Genomic DNA, 24573 nt, shown 5'->3' with positions numbered 1-24573 from the left:
GGTGGCTTTGCGACTTTGGTGTATAGCATCACTACTTAGCTTTTAAATTAAGGTTTCTAAAATCAAAACTAAAGTCTGTTACCGCTGTTGATACGGCGCGCATTTTTGCGCTATTAACACGGTTGTTTGCGCCCATATCAAAACGAATAAACGCATCGGCCTCGAGTAGCTTTTCATCCCACTTAACAATAAACGTATTACCCGTGTAATGCTCAAGCGTGCCTTTTAAGCGTTTGGTATGGGTAAAATCAATACGTAGTTTGCCATCGAGTTGCTCAATAATTACATCGCCGTACCAATCGTCGTGTAACGTGCCGGTGTAATTTATATTAGGTAACTGTGGCTGGTAATCAGCTGGGGTGTCGGGTTTTGCATTGGCGTAGGCTTTTTGTTTACTCGCAAAATGTTTTTTAGCCAACTCTTCAACCCAGTCTTTATCTTCAAGCTCGAGGGCATCTTCAAGCACTTCGTGGGTTACTGCCGAAAGTGCACTAAATGCTTGCTGATTAGATAAAATAACAATGCCGAGCTTTTTCTCAGGCAATAATGTAACTTGCGACACCATACCTAAAATACCCCCGCCATGGCCTAGCTTTTTAAAGCCGTGGTAATCTTCAATGCTCCAACCTAGCCCATAGCCTCTAAATTGCTGATGATAGGCCTCATACGCACTTTTAGAAGCCATAGAGGTAATGTGCGGGTGCCACATTTGCGCTTGCTGTTTTTCACTAAATAGTTGCTCGCCGCTTGGCATTTTTCCGCCAGCTAACTGCGTTAGTAACCATTGGCTCATATCGTTTACGCTTGATGCAATAGCCCCTGCGCCTCTAAAGTCTTCTAGGTAGTTAACAAAAAAAGGATTGAGCTTACCATCCATTGGTATGTGGCCAATTGCCCAGTTTTTATTGCTTTTTGGAATACGCGAAAAGCCCGCGCGCGAGTTATCCATGTGCAAAGGCTGTAATATATTTTTTTCGATGTAATCGTTCCAGCTCATACCTGATACACGTGCCACCACTTCGCCTGCGGTTACAAACATTAAGTTGTTATAGGCATACTGGCTGCGAAAGCTGCTGGCTGGCTTTAAATACTGTAGGCCGGCTAAAATATCCTCTATAGATTTATCAGTACTTGGCCAAATCATTAAATCGCCCTGCCCAAGCCCTAAGCCACTGCGATGGCTTAATAAATCACGAACACGCATTTCGCGGGTGACGTAGGAGTCGTACAACCTAAACTCAGGTAAGTGGTCAATTACCCTGTCATCCCAGCTTAACTTACCTTCATCAACCAACTTAGCCAGCGCTGCACTGGTAAACGCTTTTGTGTTTGAGGCAATACCAAAAAGTGTGTCTTTGTTCACTTTTGCATTTGTATTGAGGTTGCTTGTCCCAAACCCTTTAGCAAATACAACTTTATCATCTTGCACAACCGCTACCGCCATACCCGGTACGTCAAAGCGTGCCATTGAGGTGTTAATGACCTCTTCTAAGTCCGTGGTATTAATTTGTGCCCAACTATTAAAAGTGGCACTGGCAAGCAACGCTAAACTGGCTAATTTAGTGAGTTTCATGGTTATCCTTATTATTTTTGGTGCACTGCAAATTCAATATCAGCACGCTCTTTATTTGTATCGGGCTTATGCGGCCGATTAAGTATTGCATCACTGTATTCTTTTGGTACGCCCGCCTCAAGCGCCCCGCGATGAACGTGCTGAATATACCAGTCGTATGGCAGTACATCGTTATCGTGGGTGTTAGCAATATAGCAATGGGCCTCTATTTGCTCACCATCTAACAAAGTGGGCTTAATAGCAACGCAATCGTAGCCTGGGCCTTCTATGGTATCTAAAATTGCTTTTTCGGCTTCATCAAGTTCATACACCACGCCATATACCAAGGCGTTTTTGTCATCACTTTTTTGAATACTGCACTTGCCCGAGCCATCTTTAAATAACATATTAAACGTAAGCTCGTAGCCTTTTAGTACAGCTGTGCCAACTCGCTTTGCTTTTGGCAAACGCGCAAGCAAGCGGTTAGAGGACATATTCGATCCAAACGAAAAATTATAAATAGGCATGACTTCTCCCTAGGGTTAAATTACTACACGAATGGCTAAAGCAATTAAAATAACACCTATACCCCGGTCAAACCAATAGCCGCTTTTTTGAAAAAACGCCCGTACACTGGGGTTTGACAATACTAAAGAAAGCATAGAAAACCACACCCACGTTGCCAAAGCCATATAAACCCCATACACAATTTGCACGCTAGTTGGTGTAGTTACACTAATAACTAAGGTAAATAACGACATAAAAAAGAGAGTGGCTTTAGGATTAAGCGCGTTTGTTAAAAAGCCGCGCCTAAATGCATGCCATACGCTTTCTTGTGGGGTTGTTTTGTTTTCTATGTTGTCTGTTTTATTTACCGGTGGTTTGGCAGCCCTTAATGCTTGTACGCCTAAATAGGCTAAATACGCCCCCGCAACATACTTTAATGCCATAAATAAATTAGGCGACTGCGTTAAAATTAGCGCTACCCCTAATACGCAGTATCCTACGTGTAATAAAATAGCAGCGCCCACACCAGCGCTTGTCCATAGGGCGTTACGCCTGCCCTGCTGTATACTTTGTTTGAGCACCACTGCAAAGTCGGGGCCTGGGCTGGCTACTGCAAAAAAGTGGGCGATGGCAATCAGTAAAAATTCGTCTAAGTAGTTCACAAGTATCCGGTTTAAGTTGGTGCATAGGCAAGCAATAGCGGATTAGCAGAGTTATCAACTAATGCTTTGATCTCTTTTTGGGCTTTTTTAAATTGGCTGCGCAAATGTGGCTTTAAATGTTTTTTAGAGTCACGATCGTTTTTAAAATAACTGATCAGCGCGTGCATAAATACGGTATGGGTTTCGCTTAGTTTCGCTTCACGATTAGCATAAGGGTTATAGCACGAGCCACACCCGCCTTTAAATTGATACACAGTGTTGCTCATCATTACCCCAAACCCTAAAAAACAGGCCAGCGCATCTGCCGCTTGTGGCAAGTAGTCTTTACCGCCTGGCGGTAACACCCCAACATGATGAATTAATACAGTAGCCAGCGTGCCGGCAAAGCTGGCCACTAAATCTTGCGGCTGATTAATTTGATTAGGATTAAACGAGATATTAATCGTGTGGCTTGGCGGTACAATAAGTTGGCTTTGCTCTCCGCGTAAGTGTTCAGCAAATTCAAAATGCGGAAATACTTGCGGCTGTAACTGTTGTGGCGCAACTAATTGTATTGGCCACGCACTCATACCTGCGTAATCACGTACTCGTACAAATACCTTAGTGGCCATTTCCTCAATACTCGATACCGAATCAGGAAAATGCGCCACCGTTGGCAATATTATTTGCGTGTGCTTGGTAAAAAATGCGGCATCAAAGTGCTCTACCGCCCAAATAAAGGTATCAATTAGCCACTGCTGCTCGGCTTGTTCTAGCAGCGGCTTTGATTTAAATAACGCTAACATAGTGTGCTCTTATTTTTGTTCAAGTGCCCAGTTCCAAGCTTGTGTATTGTATAAAGGCACAGTTGAAAGTGCGTGGTGGTGGCTGCCGCTCGACTCTTTAGTCGAGTACGATAAGTACAGTAATGTGCGGTTTTGTGCATCGTAAATACGGCGCACTTTTAGCGATTTAAATAAAATACTTTTTGATGACTTAAACACCACTTCGCCCGACTTACTGCGATCTATTGCTTGTAACATATCGGCTGTAATTGGCCCAGTTTGACGACACGCAATAGACATATCAGAGGGATCTGAAAAATCTAAGTCGGCCTCAATATGGCTAATATGGCACGTAACCCCTTTTACTAGTGGGTCTTGCTGGGAATTTACCACTACATCTTTAGTAGTAAACAGCCCTAAGCTCACCGATGCAACATCATCTGAGCAGGCACTTAAGGTAACCACTGCACTTAATAGCACAGCTAAACGTTTAAAGCGGTGTGGTAATTTCATATTAATCCTTAATTTTGCTTTATAAGCGAAGGTTCACGTGACTGTTTTTATACTACCATCAAAAATTAATACAACTAAATTTAGGCCATTGAGGGGTTAGCGCACAGTTCAGGCTTTGGTACAATTATACGTACGCCCACGTAGTAACTCATAATAGGAAACGCGTAAATGCCGCACATTATTATTGAACACTCAGAAGATCTTCCTGTATTACCGCAAGTACTTGTTGAAAAAGTGCACAACGCGACTTTTCAAAGTGGTTTGTTTGACTTAGAAACCATTAAAACCCGCGCTATTGCTTATCAGCAATACCAGCTCGGTGAAGGAAAAGAAGGGTTTATTCATATTGCGGCGCATATCATGGCCGGGCGCTCTATTGAACAAAAACAAATGTTAAGCGAGAGCTTGCTTGAGTGTTTAAAAACTTATTGCCGAGATTCTGACAGCTTAAGCGTTAATATTTACGACATTCAACACGAAATTTACCGTAAAAATTAACCCGTTTAAAAACGCATTGTTATTAACCTAAGCTTTGGATAATAAACCTCTTAACCAAAGCTTAGCTTAACTAAGGTACAACGCGTTTTTTAGCTTAATGTTGTCACTTTTTTTAAAGCGTAAACTTACCCAGTAAGTCTTTTAATATATTCGACTCTTCATTTAGCCCATTGCATAGCTGCTCTGAGGTTTTCATATTTTGTTTTGTTTGCTCAGCAGAATCAGAAATCATCACCACATTTTGACTAATTTCTGAGGTAGCCAACGTTTGCTCGCGGGTGGCTGTAGCCACTGAGCTATTTAGCTCACTTAGCGTAACAATTTCTTGAGATATACCCGTTAAGGTACTCCCCGTTACTTTTAAACGTTCGGCGTTTTCTAGGGTATTTTTACTGCCAAGCTCTATAGCCGACACCGTACTTGAAGCCTTAGAATTTAACGTGTCTATCATTTCGTTAATTTGCTCGGTCGACTCTGCAGTACGCATAGCAAGGGTTCTTACTTCATCGGCTACAACGGCAAAACCACGGCCGTGTTCGCCTGCCCGCGCGGCTTCTATGGCAGCATTGAGCGCCAGTAAGTTAGTTTGCTCTGATATTGCTTTAATAACATCAAGCACCTGCGTAATTGACTTTATCTCTCCTGAAAGCTCAGTTACCGAGGCAACCGAGGTAGCCATGGCGTTTTCTAGCTGCTCCATTTGCTTTATCGTGCTATTTACAAACTCCACCCCTTTATGAGTCGCTTCTTCTGTTGAAGTCGCAATGTCAGAGGCGTTACTGGCACTGTTTGAAATATCTTGTACGGTTACTTCCATTTCGTTAACGGCTGCCGCCACCGTTTGCGTGCTAGATGATTGTACCTCGGCCAAGTTGGCCGCGCCCTGTACTTGTACTAACACATTTTCTGAAATGCTTTTAACGTGGTTTGCTGAGTCCGACACTTGCTTAAACATGCCATGTAGCTGCTCTAAAAATAAATTAAAGTTAGCGGCAAGCTCTGATATTTCGTTGTTATCGTTAGTAGGCAGCCTTACGGTTAAATCGCCATCTTTTTTAGTTAACGCGCTCACTGCAGCAGTTATGTTTTCAATGGGTTTAAATATTTGCGACACTAAAACTCTGGCCAAGGCAAAGCCTATAATGGCGATGATCACACCAAATAATAAATTGCTATTAATGGCACTATTTATTGGCCCGTATAACTGCTGCTCGGGCACTTCTGCCACTAAATGCCAACCTAATGACTCAATAGGCGTACTCGACACAACATAATCTTCGCCTGCCATTGTTTTACTAATAATGGCGCCATTTTTTATATCGTTAATATTAATTTTTTGACCCATTTTACTTCTGTCACTGTGAAGCATTACCTCACCTTCATCAGAGACCAAATACACCACACCGGCTTCGCCAATACGGTATTCGTTAATTAAGTTGATCATAGAATCGAGCGAGCGCCCTACGCCTGTAATGGCGGTACGCTCACCATTAATTTGCAGTGCATAGTTAATAAAAACCACCATGCTATTTGTGGTTTTATCTATATCTAGTGCTATTTCAAAGGGTCTGTTAGAGGATAAAAACTGATCAAACCATACATCTTCGCTTCTATCTATCTGTCTAGATATGCCAATATCGGTGTAATAGTTGTTGGTATTTTTGGAAATTATATAAGCAATAACTGCGTTGTTATCTTTTTTAATACTGGCTAAATAATTAATATAATCGGCTCTTGCTTGCTCACTCTCACCGTTACTTAGCCACTGTTTAACAAAGCTATTTTGCGCAATTTCTTTGGCAACAATTATAGGAGTGGCAAGTTCGAGTTCAATTTTGCTTTTTACTTCACTCAATGCGGTGGGTAAATCAACCTTTGCGAGCTTTTCATCGGTATGATTTTGAATACTATTTGAAAATAAAAATGTAGAAACCGCTAACGGCACAACAATAGCCAAAATAAGACTAATATAAACTTTTTGTTTAAGTAACATACGATACCTGTAAATGGATAAAGGACTTAACTAACACTTGCTTAGAATAAATATAGGATCAGCTGAGCAATAAGCCCAATAATTAGAAAAAATAGAACATAAAAGAAGAGCGTGTATTTTAATTTAATCAACCACAGGAAAGCGAATTAAATTTTAAAGGCGCAAGGCTAGCTAAAACTAACCTCGCGTAAGGTGCACTAGGGTGAATCGGGCCATTCTTGCTCGTTAATTATCCCTTGCGCAATCAGGTTTTTTCTTAATTGGCTAACAGTGTGTTTTAACTCATCACGAATAAGCCTAATTGCGGGCGTTATAAGCTGGCGGCTAGGTAGTACTAACCACATTTCAGTGAGGGGGATTTTGTAATCGGGCATTAACCTTTTTAGTCTGCCCGCTAATAAATCTTCAGCTACATCAATGGCCGATTTTTTGGCTATCCCGGTGCCATCAACACACCAACGCCTTACTATATCGCCATCGTTAACGGCGCGGTCGCTGCTCATTTTAACCTTGTATTTTTGATTATCGTTATACAGCTCCCACCCATCATGCACTACCTCGTAGAGCTTATATAAAAGGGCATTATGATTCAGTAGGTCATCTGGCGTTAACGGCTCACCGTGCTTTTTAATGTACTCAGGCGAGGCACATAGCACGTGTGCAATGTTACAAATTTTAAAGCCGTATAAATTTAGCTCCTGTGCGGCCTCTTTAGTTAAGGCGCGCAGCGCAACATCAATTCCATCACGGTAAAAATCAGCGCGGCTGTCGCTTGCTTGTAAGCGCAGCGTCACTTCGCTGTGTTTATCCATAATATTATTTAGCAATACCCGCATAAGGTTGCGCCCCATTTCCGATGACACTGCTATTCGCACTTCACCACTAATAGATTGCTGCTCCTCATGAATAAGCACTTGCCCTTGTTGCAATAAATCGAGTGCCTGCTGACACAGAGGTAAATACCGTTCCCCTTCAGGCGTGAGGCGAATTTGCCTTGTTGTGCGCACAAATATTTGCGCCCCAAGCGCCTGCTCTATACGCTTTAACGAGACACTTGCAGCCGATGAGCTCATATCTAATTGATTTGCAGCAGCTGTAATTGATTGCAGCTCAGCCACTTTGAGTAATACTTGTAAATCAGCTATTTTCATCCAACCCTCTTATTGCATAAACCAGCATGCGTAACTATAACGTTATTATCCACGTTTTTGCGAAAGTGTATTTAACTTATGCCCATTTATTGACTGAATTTTAAGCCGTACTATAGCGCTATACCAACTTAACGGAGCTTTTAAATGAAATTTTTACTAAACGCATCAACTCTTGCACTGGTTGCAACACTTATATCAACGCCAGCCTCTGCAGAGCAAAGCACATCAAAAGTTGTTGCTGCAAGCAATATTGACTGGGGTTACTTAAACCCGCTACGTGGTGATAAAAGCCCTGGCGCTGCAGATTTATGGGGAAACCGCACAACCGACACCGCAACAGGCATGTTAGTACGCTTTAAAAAAGGCTTTGAATCTCCGCCGCACATTCACAACATTACTTACCGCGGTATCGTTATTGAAGGGCAAATGCATAATGACGACCCAACAGCTGAAAAAATGTGGATGCCAGCGGGTTCGTTTTGGACACAACCTGCAGGTGAAAACCACACCACTGCAGCCAATGCTGAAACAAATTTAATTTACTTAGAAATCGACTCTGGGCCGTACTTAGTTAAACCAACTAATGCCCAGTTTGATAATGGTGAGCGCCCGTTAAACCTACATGCAGACAACATAGTATGGCTAAACAGCAGCGATTTAAACGACATTAACGTCCAAGGCGTTCAAACAGCCTACCTTTGGGGAAGTACAGCCGATATGAACGGCTCAATGATTAAACTTCCTGCCGGCTTTAAAGGTGAAATAAAAACAGATGCAAGCGAATTTCGTGCTGTTGTTATAGCCGGCGCCGTTGAGTACAACTCAAGCGAGCAAGATAAAGCGCAAAACCTAAGCGCAGGCAGCTATGTAGAATCAACCGGTAACTTTACCCACACGATTGAGAACACTAGCGACAAAACAGCCACTATTTACATTCGTACTAACAGTAAGTACCAAGTAAATTAATTGGTTAAAGCCTCTAGCAAGCCATTGCTAGAGGCTACTTATTTAGACCCTAAACTCTCATTAAACAAATACAGCAACTTCCCTTCCAAATACTAAGATACCTACATTAAAAATGTATACAAAACAATTAACTTGTTTCTGAGATTATAATTATAAGTTTACAGGTCAAACTTTAAATGTATTAAAAATTAAGATAGTTAACTTAAGTTGAGGTACATAGTTTGAGGTAGTAGAGTTCAACTTTTAACTACGTAAGTTCACTCTTAGCCAAGTCTAAAAAGTTCCAATTAAAGACTTTTAATTATCGTTGAGCCGCAGAGGCTTTGCCTATAACCAGCACTTAAGTACTAATAACGCATTTAATAACTTTGCCATAAACCCCTCTTCACGATTGAAAGAGTTTTAGCTCTAATATCTTCTTGCTATAAAACCCTCTTCGGCTTAGCTACTGAATAATTTGTCCGCTTCAAGTAAACAACTAGTCACCGAGTACAACTAATAATAAAGAGAAAAAACTGAGTCATTATCCATACGCAAAATAGCTCTTGTACAACTTAACAAGAGCTAGCTCACTTTAGGGCTGGAACTACAAACTTACTTAAAGTAATTACACATACCATTCATCATGCAATAGCAACATATTTATCTATTGGGCTTTTTTGATACTAATTTTTGTAACCAATAACCATCGTGTTTTTCAAAAATATTTAGTCCTTCTTTGGTCATCACTAAAACATTATTACCTACTGTAGTATAGTAATGTAGCTCTGGATCAATAGATATAATTGCATGTAAAGTTCCAATCAAATCATCTGAGAGAAACCTTTCTAAAGTACTTGCGTCTTTGAGCCCTAAAGTAATGTAATCATAAAGCTGCTTAGTTGTTACATCGGATTCCAACTTTTTTACAGAAGCGTCAGCTACACCCACACAGTGAGTATAGAACTCCATACCTAGCATAGATTGTTTGTTTTCACACAATGACAAGTCTGAAAACTGTGCAAAACATGTACTTGGTAAAAGTAAAATTAATAATTTTTTCATCGAGCCACCTGATAACGTTCTTCAATATTCCAGCTTCTCCAATCGGCAAATAACTTCTCAAACTGCCTTGGACTTTGCGCAAAGCCATCCTCAATAGCTTGTATATCCCACATTGTTTTAATCTGAACACCTGTACTTAACGCATTTAAAACAGCTGCCGTTTTGAATGCCGGTATGCCCGTTTTTACCTCTAAAGCTTCTCCTATAGAATCTGCTGAGGCTTCAGTCATAAAAGCAGCTTTTGATAAATCAGAGGTAGGATCAGCAGCAGATAATATTTTGGGTATAGCCTTCTCACTAATTAACTTAGTTAAATCTTTGTACAGAGCAATTTTTATTAAATTACATCGCTGGCGACTGTTTACGATGAAACTATATTGTGTTTTAGATAGCTTAGCTCCAGACAACATATCTGCGCTCGTTGCAATAGCAACACACCCCATAACTGTCGTAGTATCAGCGCTTCTGATTTTTTCACGTAAAACACCGATATTTCGTTCTATCATAATTTTATTTGACATAACATTCCCTCGTTTATTAAAAACAAAAAGGGTACATTAATTTTTGATTATATTCTAGGCTCGAATTTATATGAAACCAGAACAAGCATAGAAATTTATCTATTGCTATTAAAACTATTATCACAGGGTAATTCGGTTAGTAGGTATTTACTTGGAAAGCTTGTAAAAGTGGTGGCCCCTCCCAGACTCGAACTGGGGACCTAACGATTATGAGTTGCAAAACAAGGACTTACTACGAGTTACTTTTTGATATAACTATTTACTAATTTTCATAGCTATATCATAGGGTTATTGAATCCCCCTTACCTCTGATGCATAAATCATTATGTATTTCAGAACGTTAAATTTTACGTTCAAAGTAGCACAGAGGTAGCACCATATGTCAGACACAAAATTTCGCTTCACAGAATTGTCGCTTGAAAAGATAGAATCAAACGGTAAACGCACTCGCTATTATGACAGTCTATTGTCAGGACTCATTTTAGATGTGAGCGTAGCTGGTAAAAAATCATTTAGAGTTTATAAAAAGATACCAGGGAGAGATACACCTATTAATGTCACCCTTGGTTACTTTCCATCAATTGCACTCGATGATGCAAGGCGAATGGCTAGAAAGGTAATGGCAGATATAGCTGAAGGTATTAATCCTAATGACCTTAAGCGCCAGTTTAGAGCGGCTTCGATTACTCTGAAAGAAGCTTTTGATTCATACATCGAATCTAGAGATCTAAAGCCTATAACTGAAAGAGGTTATAAGCAAAAAATGGGCTGCTATCTACCAGACTGGCATAACAAGCGCTTAGCCGATATTAATCAAACAATGATTTTAAAACGCCAACGAGAAATCACCTCAAGAAGCCCTGCTCAGGCAAATTATACCATGCGCCTAATGCGTGCTTTATTTAACTTTGCTAAAGCTGAATACAAATCTTCAGAAGGTCGTTCATTATTTCCAGAAAATCCTGTAGATGCACTTTCTGAAAAACGAAACTGGAATAATGTAAAGCGTAAAACAACAAGACTGCGTCGTTCACAACTAAAACCATTCATAGACGCACTTTATGAAGTTAGAAATGAAGCTGCCAAGTATCGTCAAAATAGCCGCGTTGCTTTTTGTGATTACCTAGAATTTTTAACCTTTTCAGGCCTAAGAAGATCAGAGTTACTGCAACTTCCTTGGTCACAAGTACACCTTGAAGATAGGATATTCATTTTAGAAGATACAAAAAATGGCTTGGACGTTGAGTTTCCTATTACAGATCGATTAGCAGAGATATTTAATCGACGAAAACAATACAAGGTATCTGACTATGTGTTTGGTACAAAAAGTAAAAAAGGCTACCTTACTGATCCTAAAAAAACGTTGAAACATGTATGCCAAATTGCAGGAGTAAAAATCACTTCGCATGATTTGCGCCGCACATTTACATCAATGGCTGAGAGTAGCGGTGTATCAGGATACCTCCTGAAACGCCTTCTAAACCATATTACAGATAAAAGTGATGTAACTGCTGGCTATTTAATTTTAACCGCTGAAGAGCTTAAAGAGCCCGCAGAAAAGGTAACAGAAACAATAGCCAAATATGCTGGTTTGATTGAACGAGAGCCAGTAAATAAAATGAGTGAAATGAAAAGTCTGTTGGCAAGCTTAACTAAGGAACAGAAGGTTGAGTTGATGAGTACTTTGTTAAATTAATATTTATAAATTTCTTTTAAATCAAAAAAGTCCCTATGTGGGACTTTTTATTACCGTTGAGCTACAGGTGCTTTATTTACGACCTGTACTTGAGAGGAAATTGCTCGCTCAATAACTTGATTATAAACTCGCTTTTTCTCACTTGAACTTGAGTCAAGTACAAAATCTGAAAGCTTAGAATTTTGAACTTGCTTTGGCTTTATTAAATTTGAAAACATAGGCACTCCTAAAGCTCGTTTTTTGAGCTGGACGATGATTTTATCAGGCTCTCCAGATCTTCTCTAGTGAATTTTTCATCTAAATGATGTTCAATTGCCTGAACGTTACCATGATAAAAACGTGTTTTACCCTTGTTATTTTTAACTAACAAATCTACTTGGATTTGACTACCGAACTTTAATTTAAGTTCCTTTATAACATTTTGTGATGCAAAAAATTGATCTATAAAAGTATTTGGTAAAATTCTACGCCCTTCTAACTTCTCTCTGGCTTCAACAAATTCCCACGCGTATTCTGGATTTTGGTACACAAATAAAATAAGTACAGATCTATCTTTTTTGATAGATCGCTCAATATTTTTCTTTGCAACACTGTAACTTGCTAATGTTCCATCTAACAAAAAAGATTGTTTCTTTTTGAAAGCGCGATCTAAAGTACGTTCAACAATTAATGATACAGCGCGATGAAACAAATAAGAGTTATCACCAGTGTACCCAGGTAAAAGCTCTCTTAACTCATCGGGATCAAGCCTGAGAACATTATTCTCGCCAATCTCTTCCAAAAATACTTTTGAAGCTTCCGTTTTGCCAGCTCCAGGAGAACCCGCCATAAAAACAGAAACAGGTCTCATATCTGGAGGAAACTTATCTTCATCCGTTAGTTCATTTGCAATACGTGTTCTGTGTTTTTTAGCATAAGCTATGGCATTCTGCTCAAGTTCTTCTGATGTCATCTAAAACCCTATTCTCGTCTTTTCATTATGTCACCTAAGAGCTTTTTTGTGAGTAATCCAATCAATTTATAGCTCTAATTTTACTAAATGAATAGTTTGTCTTATTTATTAAGTAAGCAAGAAAGGACTCGTTAGAACTATCAATCATGCACTTAAACTAGATATACTTTCTTTTTAAAAGGGATGGCATTTCTGCATAATGGCAAAATTCTGAGTTAATCCGATCTATTATTTTTAGTACATCACTTTCAATGTCATAAAAATCTCTTCGCGGCAAAAATTCAATTTCGATTCCTGCTTTTAATAGTAATTCTTTGATATTTTTTTGATGGGGCTTGTACTTAAACTCACCTGATTTTAAATCTGTGATTTTAGCATTACTATCACTTATGATTGAGTTAAGCTCGCATAAAAAGTTGCGATATTTATTTGAAGGCTCCAGTTCACCCTCTCTAGAACTTGGGAAAATCAAATTATAAAGTTTAAATGTATTTATAGCTTTAGGTGAAAGCCGGTGAGTATTACCCACTTCAGTAATAACAAAACCTTTAAATAACTGGTAGTTCGCAAGGTGATTTGAGAACTTCGCCGTTTTTTGGTGACTTAAGTAATTTTCTAAAGCAATAAAAATACCATATACGGTAGTAACACCTATACTTATCGATGCTCCTATTTCAATTGTTTTTAATGAAGCAGAAAAAATTGACACGAAGTTTTGAACACAACTGTTACTGAAGCAGATATCCAAACTACTTATACTTTTCTTCGACATAGTTGCTATGTAAAACAATATAGCAATTACAAAACTAGTTATAATTGGTATTAAGCTGAAAAGTAAAAATTTAGATTTTAGCTCTTTAGTGTTTGTCATATATTGGGAACACACATTTTAATCGAAGCCTTAAATTTTTGGCTAAGTTCGGGTAGGATTTTGCTATTAAGTTTAACCTTTCTTGAGCTCTGTAAAAGCGTTTATAAAACCAATAGTTTCCAGCTTTTTTATCATAATCACGCTCTAACCTTTCAAGCATGACCTCAATACGTTTTAAATCTTTTTTAGATGGTTTAGGTGACACTTTTAACAGTCGAGTTATAAGTTTTCTATGTTGATTATGACCAACACGTTTTAACTTATTAACTCTCCCCATACAGCGGTTAAAATCTTTCCGATAAGCATGAGTTGTTCTAAATTTTGGCTCTGATGCTAACTTTTCAAGATTTCTCACTGACGCTCTAATTCGCGATACTTCATCTGAAGGTAACCTTGGCTCTCGGAATGAGACTCTGAGACCATGAACTAACAGAGGACCTTCTGATACTCTAAAAACGTTAGTTTTCTCTTCATTGATAGGCAAATCCTTTTGATGAAGCATATCTATAATTAAATTTTTCACATAAGAATAATTATAATCTCTTTCTAATGATGAAACAGTAATATCATCAACTAACCTTGTGTACCTAAGCCCTTTTCTCCTAACTCTTTTGACGACTTCAGGTTCAATATCAAATAAACATAAAGAAGCGATATAGCTAGAGGTTAGTGCGCCTTGGACAACAAAGCCATTGTAACAACAAATCTCAGCAAGACACTCGGATACATCATCTGAATATTTAAAGAAGTTTTTAAAAATATCGGTTACATGGTCGATGTGAATGTTATTAAAAAAATCTTGGACATCAATTTTAAGGAGACTACGGCTCAAACAATGATTAGATACACAAGCAACATAATCTTTGTGATCAATATCACCATCAAGAAGATTTTGATTTGGTATTGAACCATAAATAAAGCTTGGCCAATGAACAATGGCACCACTTTTAGGGTTGAATATACGGTTGTTGATTCTTCGCTGTACTTTTCTCAACTTATAATGAGGGTTATATACTCTTCTTAAACCACCTGAAGACTTGGGAATTTCAGACTGAATATAACTATCAGAGCCTAGAGCCCTAACTTCGTTGATCTCACTCTCAGTTAAGTCTAAAGCCCTACATAAATTTTTTATAGAGCTAATAGAATTGTCAGAGTCTTTGGCAAAATAATCAATAACTTCCATATCATAGACTTTTACTAGTAGGCTAGGCCTGCCCATACTATAGGATGAATTGAGGAATGCCCTCTTTATTAAAAAGATTTTGGGTACGCCATTCCTCAAAACGGCCTAGCCTAGACGTCAACCTCTACTCTTGGTTTCGAGTGGGAAGGTGTCGGGCTTCCTCGGTCAAGTTCGCTTTCACGAACGCCTGTCAATACAGGCATTAAGCCCAAAATCATGCTTTTATTTAATAAAAAGGGACAAGCGATACGCTTGCGTTAATCCTATGTTCACATAATTTTTAGATAAAAGTCAATCTATTGGTGTATTACCTAAATATACTATTAATGTTTATTTCTATATTTATAAATACGTTTAGTGCTTTCCGTGTTTAGAACATTAAGTATATAGCTATAACAAGGGCTACAGAGGATATAAAAAATCAAAAGTACGAATCAAAAAAGTTAAAGGTACGACAGTTTTCATCAAAAGTACGATACTATTCAAGATCAAAAGTACGACATTATTCAAGATCAAAAGTACGACACTAACCAGTGTTTTACCCTGTTTATAAAAGTTCGGAGTTCAGTTTCGCGAGTTCCATCCTTCCACTTCCAGTATCACGAAAAATATATAAGCTGTCGCCTTCCACCTTCAATCGGTAATCGAGTATTTTTTCTATCTTCTTAAGCCGCTTTTTTAAATCTGACAATGACGATCTAATACCAATTCTTTCACGTAAATTATCTAGCTTTATAACTTGCTTAGAAGGCCTACCGCAGCGCTTCCGGCAGACTTCATAAAGTCTGCGATCAAATGGTTTTGATAATTGAAAGTAGTCTTCATGTAATGTTAATACATCATTGTCATCAATCATCTCAATGAGCCAATCGGGCAATGTTACTTGCCAGCGGCTTAAACCACTACCTTCGATTAACTTAAAGCCTTCGATGAGACCCATATTTTCCAAAAATCTTCGGCCATTAAACTTGTAATCAGTAGTAATTAAAGTTCCTGCGAGTCGATATAAAGCCTTTTCAACAAGTTTGTACTCTTTTCCTGATGTTCCTCTCCCTGTGGCTTTCAGGAGATCATAGGTGTTAAAGCGAACAGTGTTACTAAGCTCTAACTTAGCATTTTTTGCAGCCATGATATGGCTCAAGCAATAAATGAGTACTTCTTTATCTTTGATAGTTGCTCGACCTTGGACGCTTGGAACGATTTTTATCGATACACCTTTATATGAAAAATCCAAAACACCTTTAGACTTTCCGTCTAATGCAAACACAGGCCACACCATTGAAAACATATCTGATTTCAAATTGACATGAGTCATTTTGCACTCGAAATACGCCATAACTAGCGTTACTTGTTTCTTGGTTGAGAAGCTAACCAGTTGTGAAAATCTTCAACAGGGAAAAGTAATCGAGCGCCAATTTTAATATGCGGTGGTAATGGATAATTTCCACAGCCTTGTTTGTTCTTAGAGATTTGATTAAAAAGAGCTTGTTTGCTGATAAAAAGTAAGTCGGCTACTTCTTCTGAACGATAAAATACCTTTTCCATTATTATTGACCTCAAAGCGTAAGCGTTGAGCTCAATTATTAGCTCAACACATTATTAATTAGTTGAGCGACAATGGTAATTAAGTGATAAGAAGCTTGTCCTTGAAAAACAGGGGTAACTTTCGGGGGGTTTTTGACGGTTTAGAGGAAAAGTAACTTAATTTAGTTATCAATAAAATTAAATAACTAATTTTTATATGTATTATTTTTTAGATTTGGAGTTAGCTAGTAAAAAGGCCTACAAAAAAATTTGCTTGATAATCTTTTTAGGTAGGCTTTTGGAGAGGTTCTATGCAATATCATTTACATTTGAAATGAAACAAAACAGCGAAGAAGATCACAAGACTTAGAATCAAAGCGCAACCAACTAACAAAGGAGCCATATCTAAATCCTGCCATCTTTAATTGCTGCAAAAAGATCATTTTTCAGCTTGTCATAGCGTCGAGTAGCGCGAATCACTAACACCATTAAAATCCACATTTGAAACCATTCGTATAATGTCATGACAGCAATCTCTGCTAATGCTTTGCATTTGAGTATAGAAAAGATCCTTCCCAATTACACAAAGCAATCATCCACTCACTAATATTTTGTTGTTTCTGCTCATTACTACCCATGAACGGGAAGGTAATTTTTTTGCTTCGAGATTTGAAATGACTGAAAGGCTCTAACCTAATATCCCAAACCTCACCTATTTCATTTGTTACATCGAAAGCCAACGCTTTTTGAGAAATCAAAGCAAAAAACATTTCTTGCTCTGATTGCACTTCTTTCTCAAATGATAGCCCTAATGGTTCACATTCAGCTTCGATACCTGCCAAGCGGCTCTGAAACTCAACGACTACAGGGATGAAAGGCCTTAGCTCAACATTTTTATATAGCTCTAAAAGTAGCATTACATTACTCCTTAAAATTAGGCATGCCTAATTTTGATCACTGTCCTATTCTTTAAGTGATTAGTAATAGGTGTCGTAAAGTTCACCCCGTGATTTTGCATCCTCAGCTTCTTCACGCGACATAAATTCACCATCAGCGATAATATTGCCCATACCATCATTCAATATATCTAGTTGCTCGTTTTCTTTCGACGACTGCTCATCACTTGTAAATATACTTACCAGCAAGTAGATAGCCCCGACCAATACACACACAAACGTTTCGAGCATACTCATTCCTCCAAACTAAATTCGTTACAAAAGCAAAGAACTAAGGATTCCTTAGTATCTAGATTTAATTAAAGCTAAGAAACTCTTAGTTTTCAAGCTAAGAACAATAAATAATGAAAACTAATGACGAATCACCATTTCCAAAACGCTTAAAAGAGGCAAGAAAGGCTAAAGGGCTATCGCAAAAACAGTTGGGAATTTTGGCTGGAATGGATCAGTTTGCAGCATCAGCAAGAATGAACCAATATGAGAAAGGTGTACATTCTCCAGACTTTAAAACAGTGAAAGCTCTGGCTGATATTTTAGAAGTGCCAACTGCGTACCTGTATTGTATTGAAGATGAGCTGGCAAGTGTTATTAGGGAATGGTGCTCATAATACCTTCCCCATGTGTCTTCATCTCAAATAACTATCCCTTATAGGGGTTATTTGAAAGCCCCTTTGTTAAGAAGGCCTTTTATCAATTGCTAAGCTTCTCCATAACATCTTGTGTATATAGACAATAGAAGTTTGCTCTATGAGTTTAGGAGTTAAGTTTTGAGTTCTATCATGGCTCCACTTTACAGTGCTTGTCCCATCAACTTTGATACCAACAATGCCTATTTTGTATAGCGTATACAAAATATTCTGCCTAACTTGAGTCATGAAAGAGAGAGATGATGGATAGCTAGATTTAACATAGTCATGTGCGCTTTTGACGGCCAAGTCACCTTGCTCTTTAGGGATTTCTATTAAGCCCAAAATTACTTGCTCTAATTCTTCATCTAAAATGCTAGAAACTTTAAATTTACTATTTTTATGATGTAACAGTTCAATATATTTTTCTAACAATTGGTGCTCAGTTCGCCATTCAAATTTAAGTGACTCCAAACGGCCTTGAGAATAAGCTAGTTCTGCTTGCTTAATCATTGAGCCTGTAATTTCAGTTTTTCCTTGTGCTTCAATAAGACACTCATTTACAAATATAATAGCATCTCTGGGCCTCATCAATGTCCTATCTAAAATATAATCAAGAGGTGTAACCTTATCTATTTTATTCGGAAAGATATCTTCAAAAAAAACTTCACTATTAGTGTATTTGTTCTTTAGTAATTGGTTAATCCTCATATCTAACAGGCTTTTGAGCTGAGGACGATTCCATCCCATTTTTAAATAAAAACTATTGTACTTCTCCGGTTGAAAGCCTGAATCTTTAGTCTTATCAAGCACTCGATGAAGCAAGTCTGTTCTAAGAGTAATAACTATTTTTACTGGTTTTATTGCTCTAAACTTTTTAATTGTTTCAATTAAAGCCTTGATTAACTTATATCTAAGCTCATCATCTACCCAGTTTTCATCAAGTCTATCTATAACAATAAATGTTTTTTGCTTTCGGTCATTAAAAATATCATCAGCAAGAATATTTACCAACTTTGCTAATTTTTCAATTTGGACAGTATTTACAACTTTTTTTCCATAGTGGATTACTTCTGACTTAACCTCTTCTGTCATTGCCCCTCCTGCACCTCCAGTGATTTTTACACCTGGTACATTTGAAGAAATCGAAGATTTTAGGCTTGCTTCAAGCTTTTCTGTTAATTCTTTGATTCTGGTTTCAGTATCGACCCAAAATTTGTCCCCCCACTCTTCAATATACTTCAAGGCTTGTTGTTTTTTATAATTACCTGACAGTAGGTTGGTTATTAAATCAATGAAGTTGGTTTTTGCTTGAATGGAGTCAATGTTATATTTATATTTGATAAGCTCAACTGCGAAAGTATGCTGCCAAAGCAAATTATAAAAAATATCTAAATTTACACCTAAACCCTCAAAAAAATTTAAGACTGTAGAATTTGAAATATGTCTTAACGCTAAAGATTCTGGTTCAATCCTAATAACATTTTCAGAGCTACTTTCTAGTTGCTCCAAAAGAGCACTTTTTCCAATGCCTGTTCGACCTAAAACAATTGATTGCGGGGCTTCTGTATTTTCTATAACTTCAAAGTCACCAATATCAACAAAACAATCAGCTAAGAAGTTTAAATCGTTTTCTGCATCTGCCTCACCAATAGACATATGCTTCTTAAATACAAAATCTTGTTTAGGACTTTTCGCCATTCTATTTCCATATAAACCTAAGAATCTTCAACCTATATACTTTCACATGTTGGGCAAAACTTAAACTATGTTGATTAAAATAGCTTTAAGATTTGAATTTTAAAAATGAGGCATCATGAGCAATTGCCTCCTCTTTTCTGGGCTTCGCCCATACCCCGCTATGTAGAAGCCTAAAATAGGCTTGCACATAGCGGGGTATGGGCTTTTGAGTATCTTACACGCAGATTTTTATTTGCAGATTGAAATATTAATTAAAGCTGCTAATCTAAATATTAATCAAGCCCTTCGGGCAAGAATAAAACAGGCGCTGCACTGCTGCCTTCAACACGTTGTTACATTCTCTGTAACCCCCACTTCAGAAGCTTTCAGCTTCATTATAAAACCAAGTCTTTTGATTTTTAGGCGCGATCAGTCCGAGCCTTACGCATGCGTAAAACAGGGGCGAATAGGCGTTAGCCGCTGAGCTTAATCAGCCAGTTTTTCTTACAACCACACCGGAGAATAACTATGACCTTTAATGCTAAAGCAGAAGCATTGCGCCTAAAAAATGAGAAAAAATTGATCAGTAAAAAACGATTTAAGCCATCCAAGCTAGATAAACATAAACAGCGACTTCTGGCTCTTTACGAAGAAGATACGAATATAGCCAATCTTCAAAGATGGCTATTGCGTAAAAGAGTGAGAGCACATTGGACAACTGTAAAACGGTGGATTGATAAAAATGCCTAAGTTCGCAAAACCAGAAACGCAAGCGGAAAAGCTGGCTAAAAACTTATATAAGCACAAAATTATTAAATCTCTAGGTACCGCACGAAGCTATAAAACTGCACTTATAAAAATAGCTCGGTGGTCAAAAGATATTGGCAATAATGGTGTGCAAGGCATGAGCATTCAAGATGCTTATAAATACCTTGATTACCGCAGTGAGTTTGCAGGCCAAAAAACGTTGGATATGGAACGGCAAGCAATTCAAGCTATGTTTAAACTCAACGGCAAGCTTGGCCCTAAAGAAACGCTGACTGTAATAAAATCCGAAAAAGAGATAATCGAAAAGTCTCGCGCCTACACTCCAGTCCAAACTCATGCAATTAGTGAACATCAAACTAGAAAATATAATCTATCTACACAAATAGCCTACGCAGCAGGATTAAGAGCCCATGAGCTATTAACTATAGCCAGAGTATCAGAGCGAAAAGCTGATAGCCGTCCAGCGCTAGACAGCAAATGGCTTGGTCGAGAAGGTTGTATTTATACAGTGAAAGGTAAAGGCGGCCTAATCCGAGATGTATTAATACCTAACGCATTAGCTACACAGCTGGAACAAAGGCGCTTAGCACAGCCTATAACGGTTCGTGACAGGGAAATTAACTATTTGCAACGTTATGATATTGGTGGTGGTCATAAATGGTCATGCTCATTCTCAAAAGCATCTAGTCGCACACTCTTCTTTTCAAATGGCGGTCATGGTCTCAGGCATAGCTACGCACAAGAGAGAATGGATGAACTAAAAGGTTTGGGGCTTCGTAGGCAAATAGCTCTCGAAACTGTATCACAAGAGCTAGGTCACTTCAGAGCTGAAATTACTGAAGTTTATTTAAGGTAAAGAGCAGTCCATATTATTCCAAGTAAATATACTTAGAAACAAACCACTTACAACCTGAGAGCTCCTCACATTTTGTAAGCCCATCATTTTTCAATTCTATGGGCTTTGTTGAAAACACTATGTAATACATTCTATTTTTAGGCAATACAGCAAAATAACTTAGTACCCTTTCAGATGAAGTCAAAGAAACAAAGCTTGTCAAAGGTGTACTTTCTGAGTCACCCCCTATCTCTGCTAACTCACTGATAATTTGTGGTTCATACAATTTGCTGTAACCCATCTCAACTCCTTGAGCTTCAATTTGGTAAATTTTTACCGAAGATTTTGATACATCAAACTCAATAGGAGTATTTCCGACATTTACGATTTTTATTTTTACAATAACACCTTTAGAGCGTTCATCTTTATTTATACCTTCATAATTAACTACTTCTGTTGAAAGCTCTATTTTCGACGACTCTACATTTTTTAGCTTTTCTTTTAGTTCCGTTAATTGTGCTTGTGCTATATCTCTTTGATTTAAAATATTAAATGTAGAAATGGCCCACACACCTGCGGCAACTATACTTATAGCCGCTACAAAATTGTATACAGTTTCACTCAATTTAGGATAATCATTTGGTATTTTTTTAAGTAATAACAAAATGAATACAATGAATAAAACTGATGCACATACCCCCACTAATAGGGTCATATTCCAGTGTCTCCGTCAGCTTTTACTTTTGGGAAAGTGATCTCTTTTTTACCGTCCAATGTATCTTCACTAACTTGCTTTATTGACTTATTAGGTTTATCAAGACTGGCTTTAATACTAGCCTGAAAGACATCAAAGTTACCTTTTCCTGTTTCTTTCATTTCTTTAACAGTCTGATTAATTGCAACTTTTTGTTCTTCAGTAAACTCTTCACTCGCTTCAACATTTACACCGAACAATCCTCCTAATAACACGGCAAACACAGCAAGCTTTGTAGCCTCACCTCCAACGTCACTCCAAATATTGCCAGGTGATAAAAAAGAGTTTTTAGTAACCAATGAAAACTCATTATGGATTCCGGAGTAAATATATTGCTCTTCAATCTCATTAAACAAATTTCCATCAAAGTCCTTACTAGCTATTTTCGTAGCTAACAACTCTAACTTCTGTATAGTTCTTTGGAATTCAGTAACATTGAATTGACTGATTTTGTTTCTTTGATCAATTTTAGTAGAAAAATATAAGCGCCCGTTCTGTAAAAAAATACTATAAAGCCAATGCGTGAAAAGCTCTGAATTATCTTCACTGATAGAGAAAAGCGTTTGACTTGGTCCTAAGCTAGGCTTAATTGGCTTAGGTATCGTTTCTCGATTTCTAGGTGATTCCCATTCTACATTTCTTCGTAATTTATATTTCAATATTTTAGAAGAGTAGCCAGAGCCATCTATCAACAGGGCTTTTAAATCACCTTCTTCAATATATGCGTCTGACTTAATTGTACCTACTAAAACTTTTGAAGAGTTAAGTGTAATTACAACATCACCCACTTTTAGATCATTTATAAAAGTTTTAACCTGGGTTACAGCTGATGTTATTTGTGCAGACTCTTTCCTTGCTTCTTCGTCTGTCAATATTTTATCAGATGCCTCATCTTCTTGAGCTCTATTTTGGTCTAGTTCTGATTTTAGCGCTGTAAATATATCCGAAGGCTCAACTGACTTGATAACTCCTTCTTCTTTTATTACATCATCAATATGACCTAAAGCAACTACGCTATTTTGCATAAAGTGCCTAAAGTAGACAGCATCATTGCCTGGTCTGATAACCCAATATTTTATGTCATTTGCCACTGTATGAAGTTTCATTTGTTCCCTTTGGTCATTTAAGCGCTAATTTTAATTACATCACATTAAATATTAACTATAAAGCTTTGCTATACTAAAAGTAGCACAGAGGTAGCACAGGGTAATTTTTGTTAGTAGGTGTTTACTTAGGAAGCTTGTAAAAATGGTGGCCCCTCCCAGACTTGAACTGGGGACCTAACGATTATGAGTCGTGTGCTCTAACCAACTGAGCTAAGGGGCCAACTTTGTATAACTACGAGGTAGTTAATTTTTGAAGCGTTTAGCCACTGAGCGACTAAAGCGGGTTGCAGTATAAAAAGTTTTTTAAGGCTTGTCACTAGCAAAAACCTTTATTTTAACAATCAGTAAGCTGACTGCTTAAATAGTAATCTTTTTGCATGCGAATAGGCAGGGAATAACAGAAAAATAAACACAGAAGTATGTAAGCCGCTTTTTTACAATTTTAATAACTATAAAAAAGTGGCCGGCTCACATTGAACACACCACACATTATTTTTTAGCAATAATGTAGATAGCGTGAATTAAACCAGGGAAGTAACCCAGTAAAGTTAGTAAAATATTTAGCCAAAAGTGCATACCTAAACCAACTTGTAAAAATACACCCAGTGGCGGTAATAAAATCGACAGTATTATACGAATGATATCCATGATATAGCTCCTTTAAAAATGACAAGCAAAAAGCCCAGCTAAGCTGGGCTTTTTAGTATAGTGTATTATTCAGCAACAATAGTTAGTTCATCTACTACGTCACGAACATCTTCAGCATTTTTAGCAATTTTTACTGCTAACTGCTTTTCAGCTTCTGTTTCAACAGAACCTTTAAGTTTTACTATACCGTTGTCGGTATCAACGTCGATATCTGTACCGTCAACTTCTGAGTCAAATAAGAAACGTGTAGTAATTACTGTGGTGATTTTAGCGTCAGTTAAGTCGTTATCGTCATCATCCATAGTGTCACGATCTTTGTCGTCCATATCCATGTTTTTCACAACAGTTAGGTTGTTTTCTACATCAGATACGCCATCTAGGCTAATTACAAGTTCTTCAGCTAGCTCTTTATCAAGGTCGCTGTTTACTTTACCTGTAAGTACTACCTTGCCATTTTTTACATCAGTGTTAATGTCAAAGTTGTTTAGATTAGTGTTCATAAGAAGCACTGTTTCTGCCTTACCATCAATCCAAGCATCTTTACTTTCATTTTCCCACGTGCCCGCTTGAGCACCCATAGCTGTAGTACCTAGAACTAAAGCCGCAATCATAGATTTGTTGAATGTTTTCATAATCTTTCTCCTTTTGATTAAAGACACTTTTATATATGCGAGCTTTAGGCCAACTTTATTAACACTTTAAATTCATGGAGTTAACTATTTCATTAGGTATAAATAAAAATACCTCCGAGTAAACATTTACAGGCTATTAGGTAAAACTTTCTTAAGTGGTGAAAATAA

At 37.8% G+C, this 24573-nt stretch carries 28 protein-coding genes and 1 tRNA gene; 6 read left to right on the top strand and 23 right to left on the bottom strand.

Annotated features, from left to right (window positions below):
• Positions 1–31: 31 nt before the first annotated feature.
• The 5 genes from CWB60_RS16815 to CWB60_RS16795 are packed head-to-tail and all read right to left on the bottom strand — an operon-like array spanning position 32 to position 3998.
• On the bottom strand, positions 32–1573 hold the full coding sequence (locus CWB60_RS16815; protein WP_138579473.1) for a serine hydrolase: 1542 nt from the start codon (positions 1571–1573) through the stop codon (positions 32–34).
• Between the two features lie 11 nt (positions 1574–1584).
• The gene (locus tag CWB60_RS16810) at positions 1585–2079 is read right to left on the bottom strand and encodes a gamma-glutamylcyclotransferase family protein (protein WP_029772759.1); all 495 of its coding nucleotides are present in this window, start codon (positions 2077–2079) and stop codon (positions 1585–1587) included.
• A 15-nt stretch (positions 2080–2094) separates the two neighbouring features.
• The gene (locus CWB60_RS16805) at positions 2095–2721 is read right to left on the bottom strand and encodes a LysE family translocator (protein ID WP_138579475.1); all 627 of its coding nucleotides are present in this window, start codon (positions 2719–2721) and stop codon (positions 2095–2097) included.
• A gap of 11 nt (positions 2722–2732) precedes the next feature.
• Positions 2733–3506: a hypothetical protein gene (locus CWB60_RS16800; protein WP_055252632.1), complete on the bottom strand. Its 774-nt coding sequence runs from the start codon at positions 3504–3506 to the stop codon at positions 2733–2735.
• 9 nt (positions 3507–3515) lie between these two features.
• Positions 3516–3998, bottom strand: coding sequence for a CreA family protein (locus CWB60_RS16795; protein ID WP_004588642.1), 483 nt, complete (start codon positions 3996–3998; stop codon positions 3516–3518).
• Positions 3999–4166: 168 nt separating this feature from the next.
• Between CWB60_RS16795 and CWB60_RS16790 the strand changes: the two genes are divergently transcribed.
• Complete coding sequence (locus CWB60_RS16790) at positions 4167–4496, top strand: 5-carboxymethyl-2-hydroxymuconate Delta-isomerase (protein ID WP_004588643.1); 330 nt, start codon at positions 4167–4169, stop codon at positions 4494–4496.
• Between the two features lie 112 nt (positions 4497–4608).
• On the opposite strand, the gene CWB60_RS16785 is transcribed toward CWB60_RS16790, so the two are convergent.
• Positions 4609–6489: a methyl-accepting chemotaxis protein gene (locus CWB60_RS16785; RefSeq protein WP_055252630.1), complete on the bottom strand. Its 1881-nt coding sequence runs from the start codon at positions 6487–6489 to the stop codon at positions 4609–4611.
• Positions 6490–6686: 197 nt separating this feature from the next.
• On the bottom strand, positions 6687–7640 hold the full coding sequence (locus CWB60_RS16780; RefSeq protein WP_055252628.1) for a LysR family transcriptional regulator: 954 nt from the start codon (positions 7638–7640) through the stop codon (positions 6687–6689).
• Positions 7641–7784: 144 nt separating this feature from the next.
• On the opposite strand from CWB60_RS16780, the gene CWB60_RS16775 reads away from it, so the two are divergent.
• Positions 7785–8606, top strand: a complete 822-nt coding sequence (locus CWB60_RS16775; RefSeq protein WP_138579477.1) for a DUF4437 domain-containing protein — start codon at positions 7785–7787, stop codon at positions 8604–8606.
• Positions 8607–9248: 642 nt separating this feature from the next.
• Here the strand turns inward: CWB60_RS16775 and CWB60_RS16770 are convergent.
• Both CWB60_RS16770 and CWB60_RS16765 read right to left on the bottom strand, forming a co-directional pair.
• Positions 9249–9650 carry a hypothetical protein gene (locus CWB60_RS16770; protein WP_138579479.1) on the bottom strand — a complete coding sequence of 134 codons (402 nt, stop codon included), beginning with the start codon at positions 9648–9650 and terminating at the stop codon, positions 9249–9251.
• On the bottom strand, positions 9647–10171 hold the full coding sequence (locus CWB60_RS16765; RefSeq protein WP_138579481.1) for a hypothetical protein: 525 nt from the start codon (positions 10169–10171) through the stop codon (positions 9647–9649). Before CWB60_RS16765 ends, CWB60_RS16770 begins: the two co-directional genes overlap by 4 nt.
• Before the next feature lie 379 nt (positions 10172–10550).
• Between CWB60_RS16765 and CWB60_RS16760 the strand changes: the two genes are divergently transcribed.
• Positions 10551–11867, top strand: a complete 1317-nt coding sequence (locus CWB60_RS16760) for a tyrosine-type recombinase/integrase (RefSeq protein ID WP_138579483.1) — start codon at positions 10551–10553, stop codon at positions 11865–11867.
• A gap of 50 nt (positions 11868–11917) precedes the next feature.
• Here CWB60_RS16760 and CWB60_RS20765 read toward each other — a convergent pair whose 3' ends face one another.
• The 8 genes from CWB60_RS20765 to CWB60_RS16725 form a co-directional block, all read right to left on the bottom strand.
• Positions 11918–12085 carry a hypothetical protein gene (locus CWB60_RS20765; protein WP_171036165.1) on the bottom strand — a complete coding sequence of 56 codons (168 nt, stop codon included), beginning with the start codon at positions 12083–12085 and terminating at the stop codon, positions 11918–11920.
• An 8-nt stretch (positions 12086–12093) separates the two neighbouring features.
• Positions 12094–12819 (bottom strand): zeta toxin family protein, encoded by a 726-nt coding sequence (locus CWB60_RS16755; RefSeq protein ID WP_138579485.1) that lies wholly within the window; start codon positions 12817–12819, stop codon positions 12094–12096.
• A gap of 157 nt (positions 12820–12976) precedes the next feature.
• A complete protein-coding gene (locus tag CWB60_RS16750; protein ID WP_138579487.1) occupies positions 12977–13690 on the bottom strand; it encodes a retron Ec48 family effector membrane protein in 714 nt (237 codons plus the stop codon).
• Positions 13677–14876 carry a reverse transcriptase family protein gene (locus tag CWB60_RS16745; RefSeq protein ID WP_138579489.1) on the bottom strand — a complete coding sequence of 400 codons (1200 nt, stop codon included), beginning with the start codon at positions 14874–14876 and terminating at the stop codon, positions 13677–13679. The genes CWB60_RS16750 and CWB60_RS16745 overlap by 14 nt, the downstream gene beginning before the upstream one ends.
• A gap of 547 nt (positions 14877–15423) precedes the next feature.
• Positions 15424–16164: a replication initiator protein A gene (locus CWB60_RS16740; RefSeq protein WP_283240971.1), complete on the bottom strand. Its 741-nt coding sequence runs from the start codon at positions 16162–16164 to the stop codon at positions 15424–15426.
• 56 nt (positions 16165–16220) lie between these two features.
• Positions 16221–16421 carry a helix-turn-helix transcriptional regulator gene (locus CWB60_RS16735; protein ID WP_033032042.1) on the bottom strand — a complete coding sequence of 67 codons (201 nt, stop codon included), beginning with the start codon at positions 16419–16421 and terminating at the stop codon, positions 16221–16223.
• Positions 16422–16939: 518 nt separating this feature from the next.
• Positions 16940–17317, bottom strand: a complete 378-nt coding sequence (locus tag CWB60_RS16730; protein ID WP_138579493.1) for a hypothetical protein — start codon at positions 17315–17317, stop codon at positions 16940–16942.
• Between the two features lie 60 nt (positions 17318–17377).
• Positions 17378–17587 (bottom strand): hypothetical protein, encoded by a 210-nt coding sequence (locus CWB60_RS16725; protein WP_138579495.1) that lies wholly within the window; start codon positions 17585–17587, stop codon positions 17378–17380.
• 113 nt (positions 17588–17700) lie between these two features.
• Here CWB60_RS16725 and CWB60_RS16720 point away from each other — a divergent pair, with 113 nt between their 5' ends.
• Positions 17701–17964, top strand: a complete 264-nt coding sequence (locus tag CWB60_RS16720) for a helix-turn-helix domain-containing protein (protein ID WP_138579497.1) — start codon at positions 17701–17703, stop codon at positions 17962–17964.
• 66 nt (positions 17965–18030) lie between these two features.
• Here CWB60_RS16720 and CWB60_RS16715 read toward each other — a convergent pair whose 3' ends face one another.
• Positions 18031–19683 (bottom strand): P-loop ATPase, Sll1717 family, encoded by a 1653-nt coding sequence (locus CWB60_RS16715; protein ID WP_138579499.1) that lies wholly within the window; start codon positions 19681–19683, stop codon positions 18031–18033.
• Positions 19684–20190: 507 nt separating this feature from the next.
• On the opposite strand from CWB60_RS16715, the gene CWB60_RS16710 reads away from it, so the two are divergent.
• Together CWB60_RS16710 and CWB60_RS16705 are read left to right on the top strand one after the other, a co-directional pair.
• Positions 20191–20412 (top strand): hypothetical protein, encoded by a 222-nt coding sequence (locus CWB60_RS16710; protein ID WP_138579501.1) that lies wholly within the window; start codon positions 20191–20193, stop codon positions 20410–20412.
• Positions 20405–21286, top strand: coding sequence for a site-specific integrase (locus CWB60_RS16705; RefSeq protein WP_138579503.1), 882 nt, complete (start codon positions 20405–20407; stop codon positions 21284–21286). Before CWB60_RS16710 ends, CWB60_RS16705 begins: the two co-directional genes overlap by 8 nt.
• A 13-nt stretch (positions 21287–21299) precedes the next feature.
• On the opposite strand, the gene CWB60_RS16700 is transcribed toward CWB60_RS16705, so the two are convergent.
• The 5 genes from CWB60_RS16700 to CWB60_RS16680 form a co-directional block, all read right to left on the bottom strand.
• Positions 21300–21980, bottom strand: coding sequence for a hypothetical protein (locus CWB60_RS16700; RefSeq protein ID WP_138579505.1), 681 nt, complete (start codon positions 21978–21980; stop codon positions 21300–21302).
• Entirely contained in the window at positions 21977–23125 is a 1149-nt protein-coding gene (locus tag CWB60_RS16695) for a DUF8426 domain-containing protein (protein WP_138579507.1), read from the bottom strand. Before CWB60_RS16695 ends, CWB60_RS16700 begins: the two co-directional genes overlap by 4 nt.
• Before the next feature lie 143 nt (positions 23126–23268).
• Positions 23269–23345 (bottom strand) — tRNA-Ile (locus CWB60_RS16690).
• Between the two features lie 269 nt (positions 23346–23614).
• Positions 23615–23773 (bottom strand): YqaE/Pmp3 family membrane protein, encoded by a 159-nt coding sequence (locus CWB60_RS16685; RefSeq protein WP_004587604.1) that lies wholly within the window; start codon positions 23771–23773, stop codon positions 23615–23617.
• Positions 23774–23838: 65 nt separating this feature from the next.
• Positions 23839–24405 carry a BON domain-containing protein gene (locus CWB60_RS16680; protein ID WP_004587605.1) on the bottom strand — a complete coding sequence of 189 codons (567 nt, stop codon included), beginning with the start codon at positions 24403–24405 and terminating at the stop codon, positions 23839–23841.
• Positions 24406–24573: the final 168 nt, after the last annotated feature.

It is taken from the genome of Pseudoalteromonas sp. S327 (genome assembly GCF_005886415.1).
Classification (GTDB): Bacteria; Pseudomonadota; Gammaproteobacteria; order Enterobacterales; family Alteromonadaceae; genus Pseudoalteromonas; species Pseudoalteromonas atlantica.
This window is presented reverse-complemented; position numbering and strand designations above follow the sequence as displayed.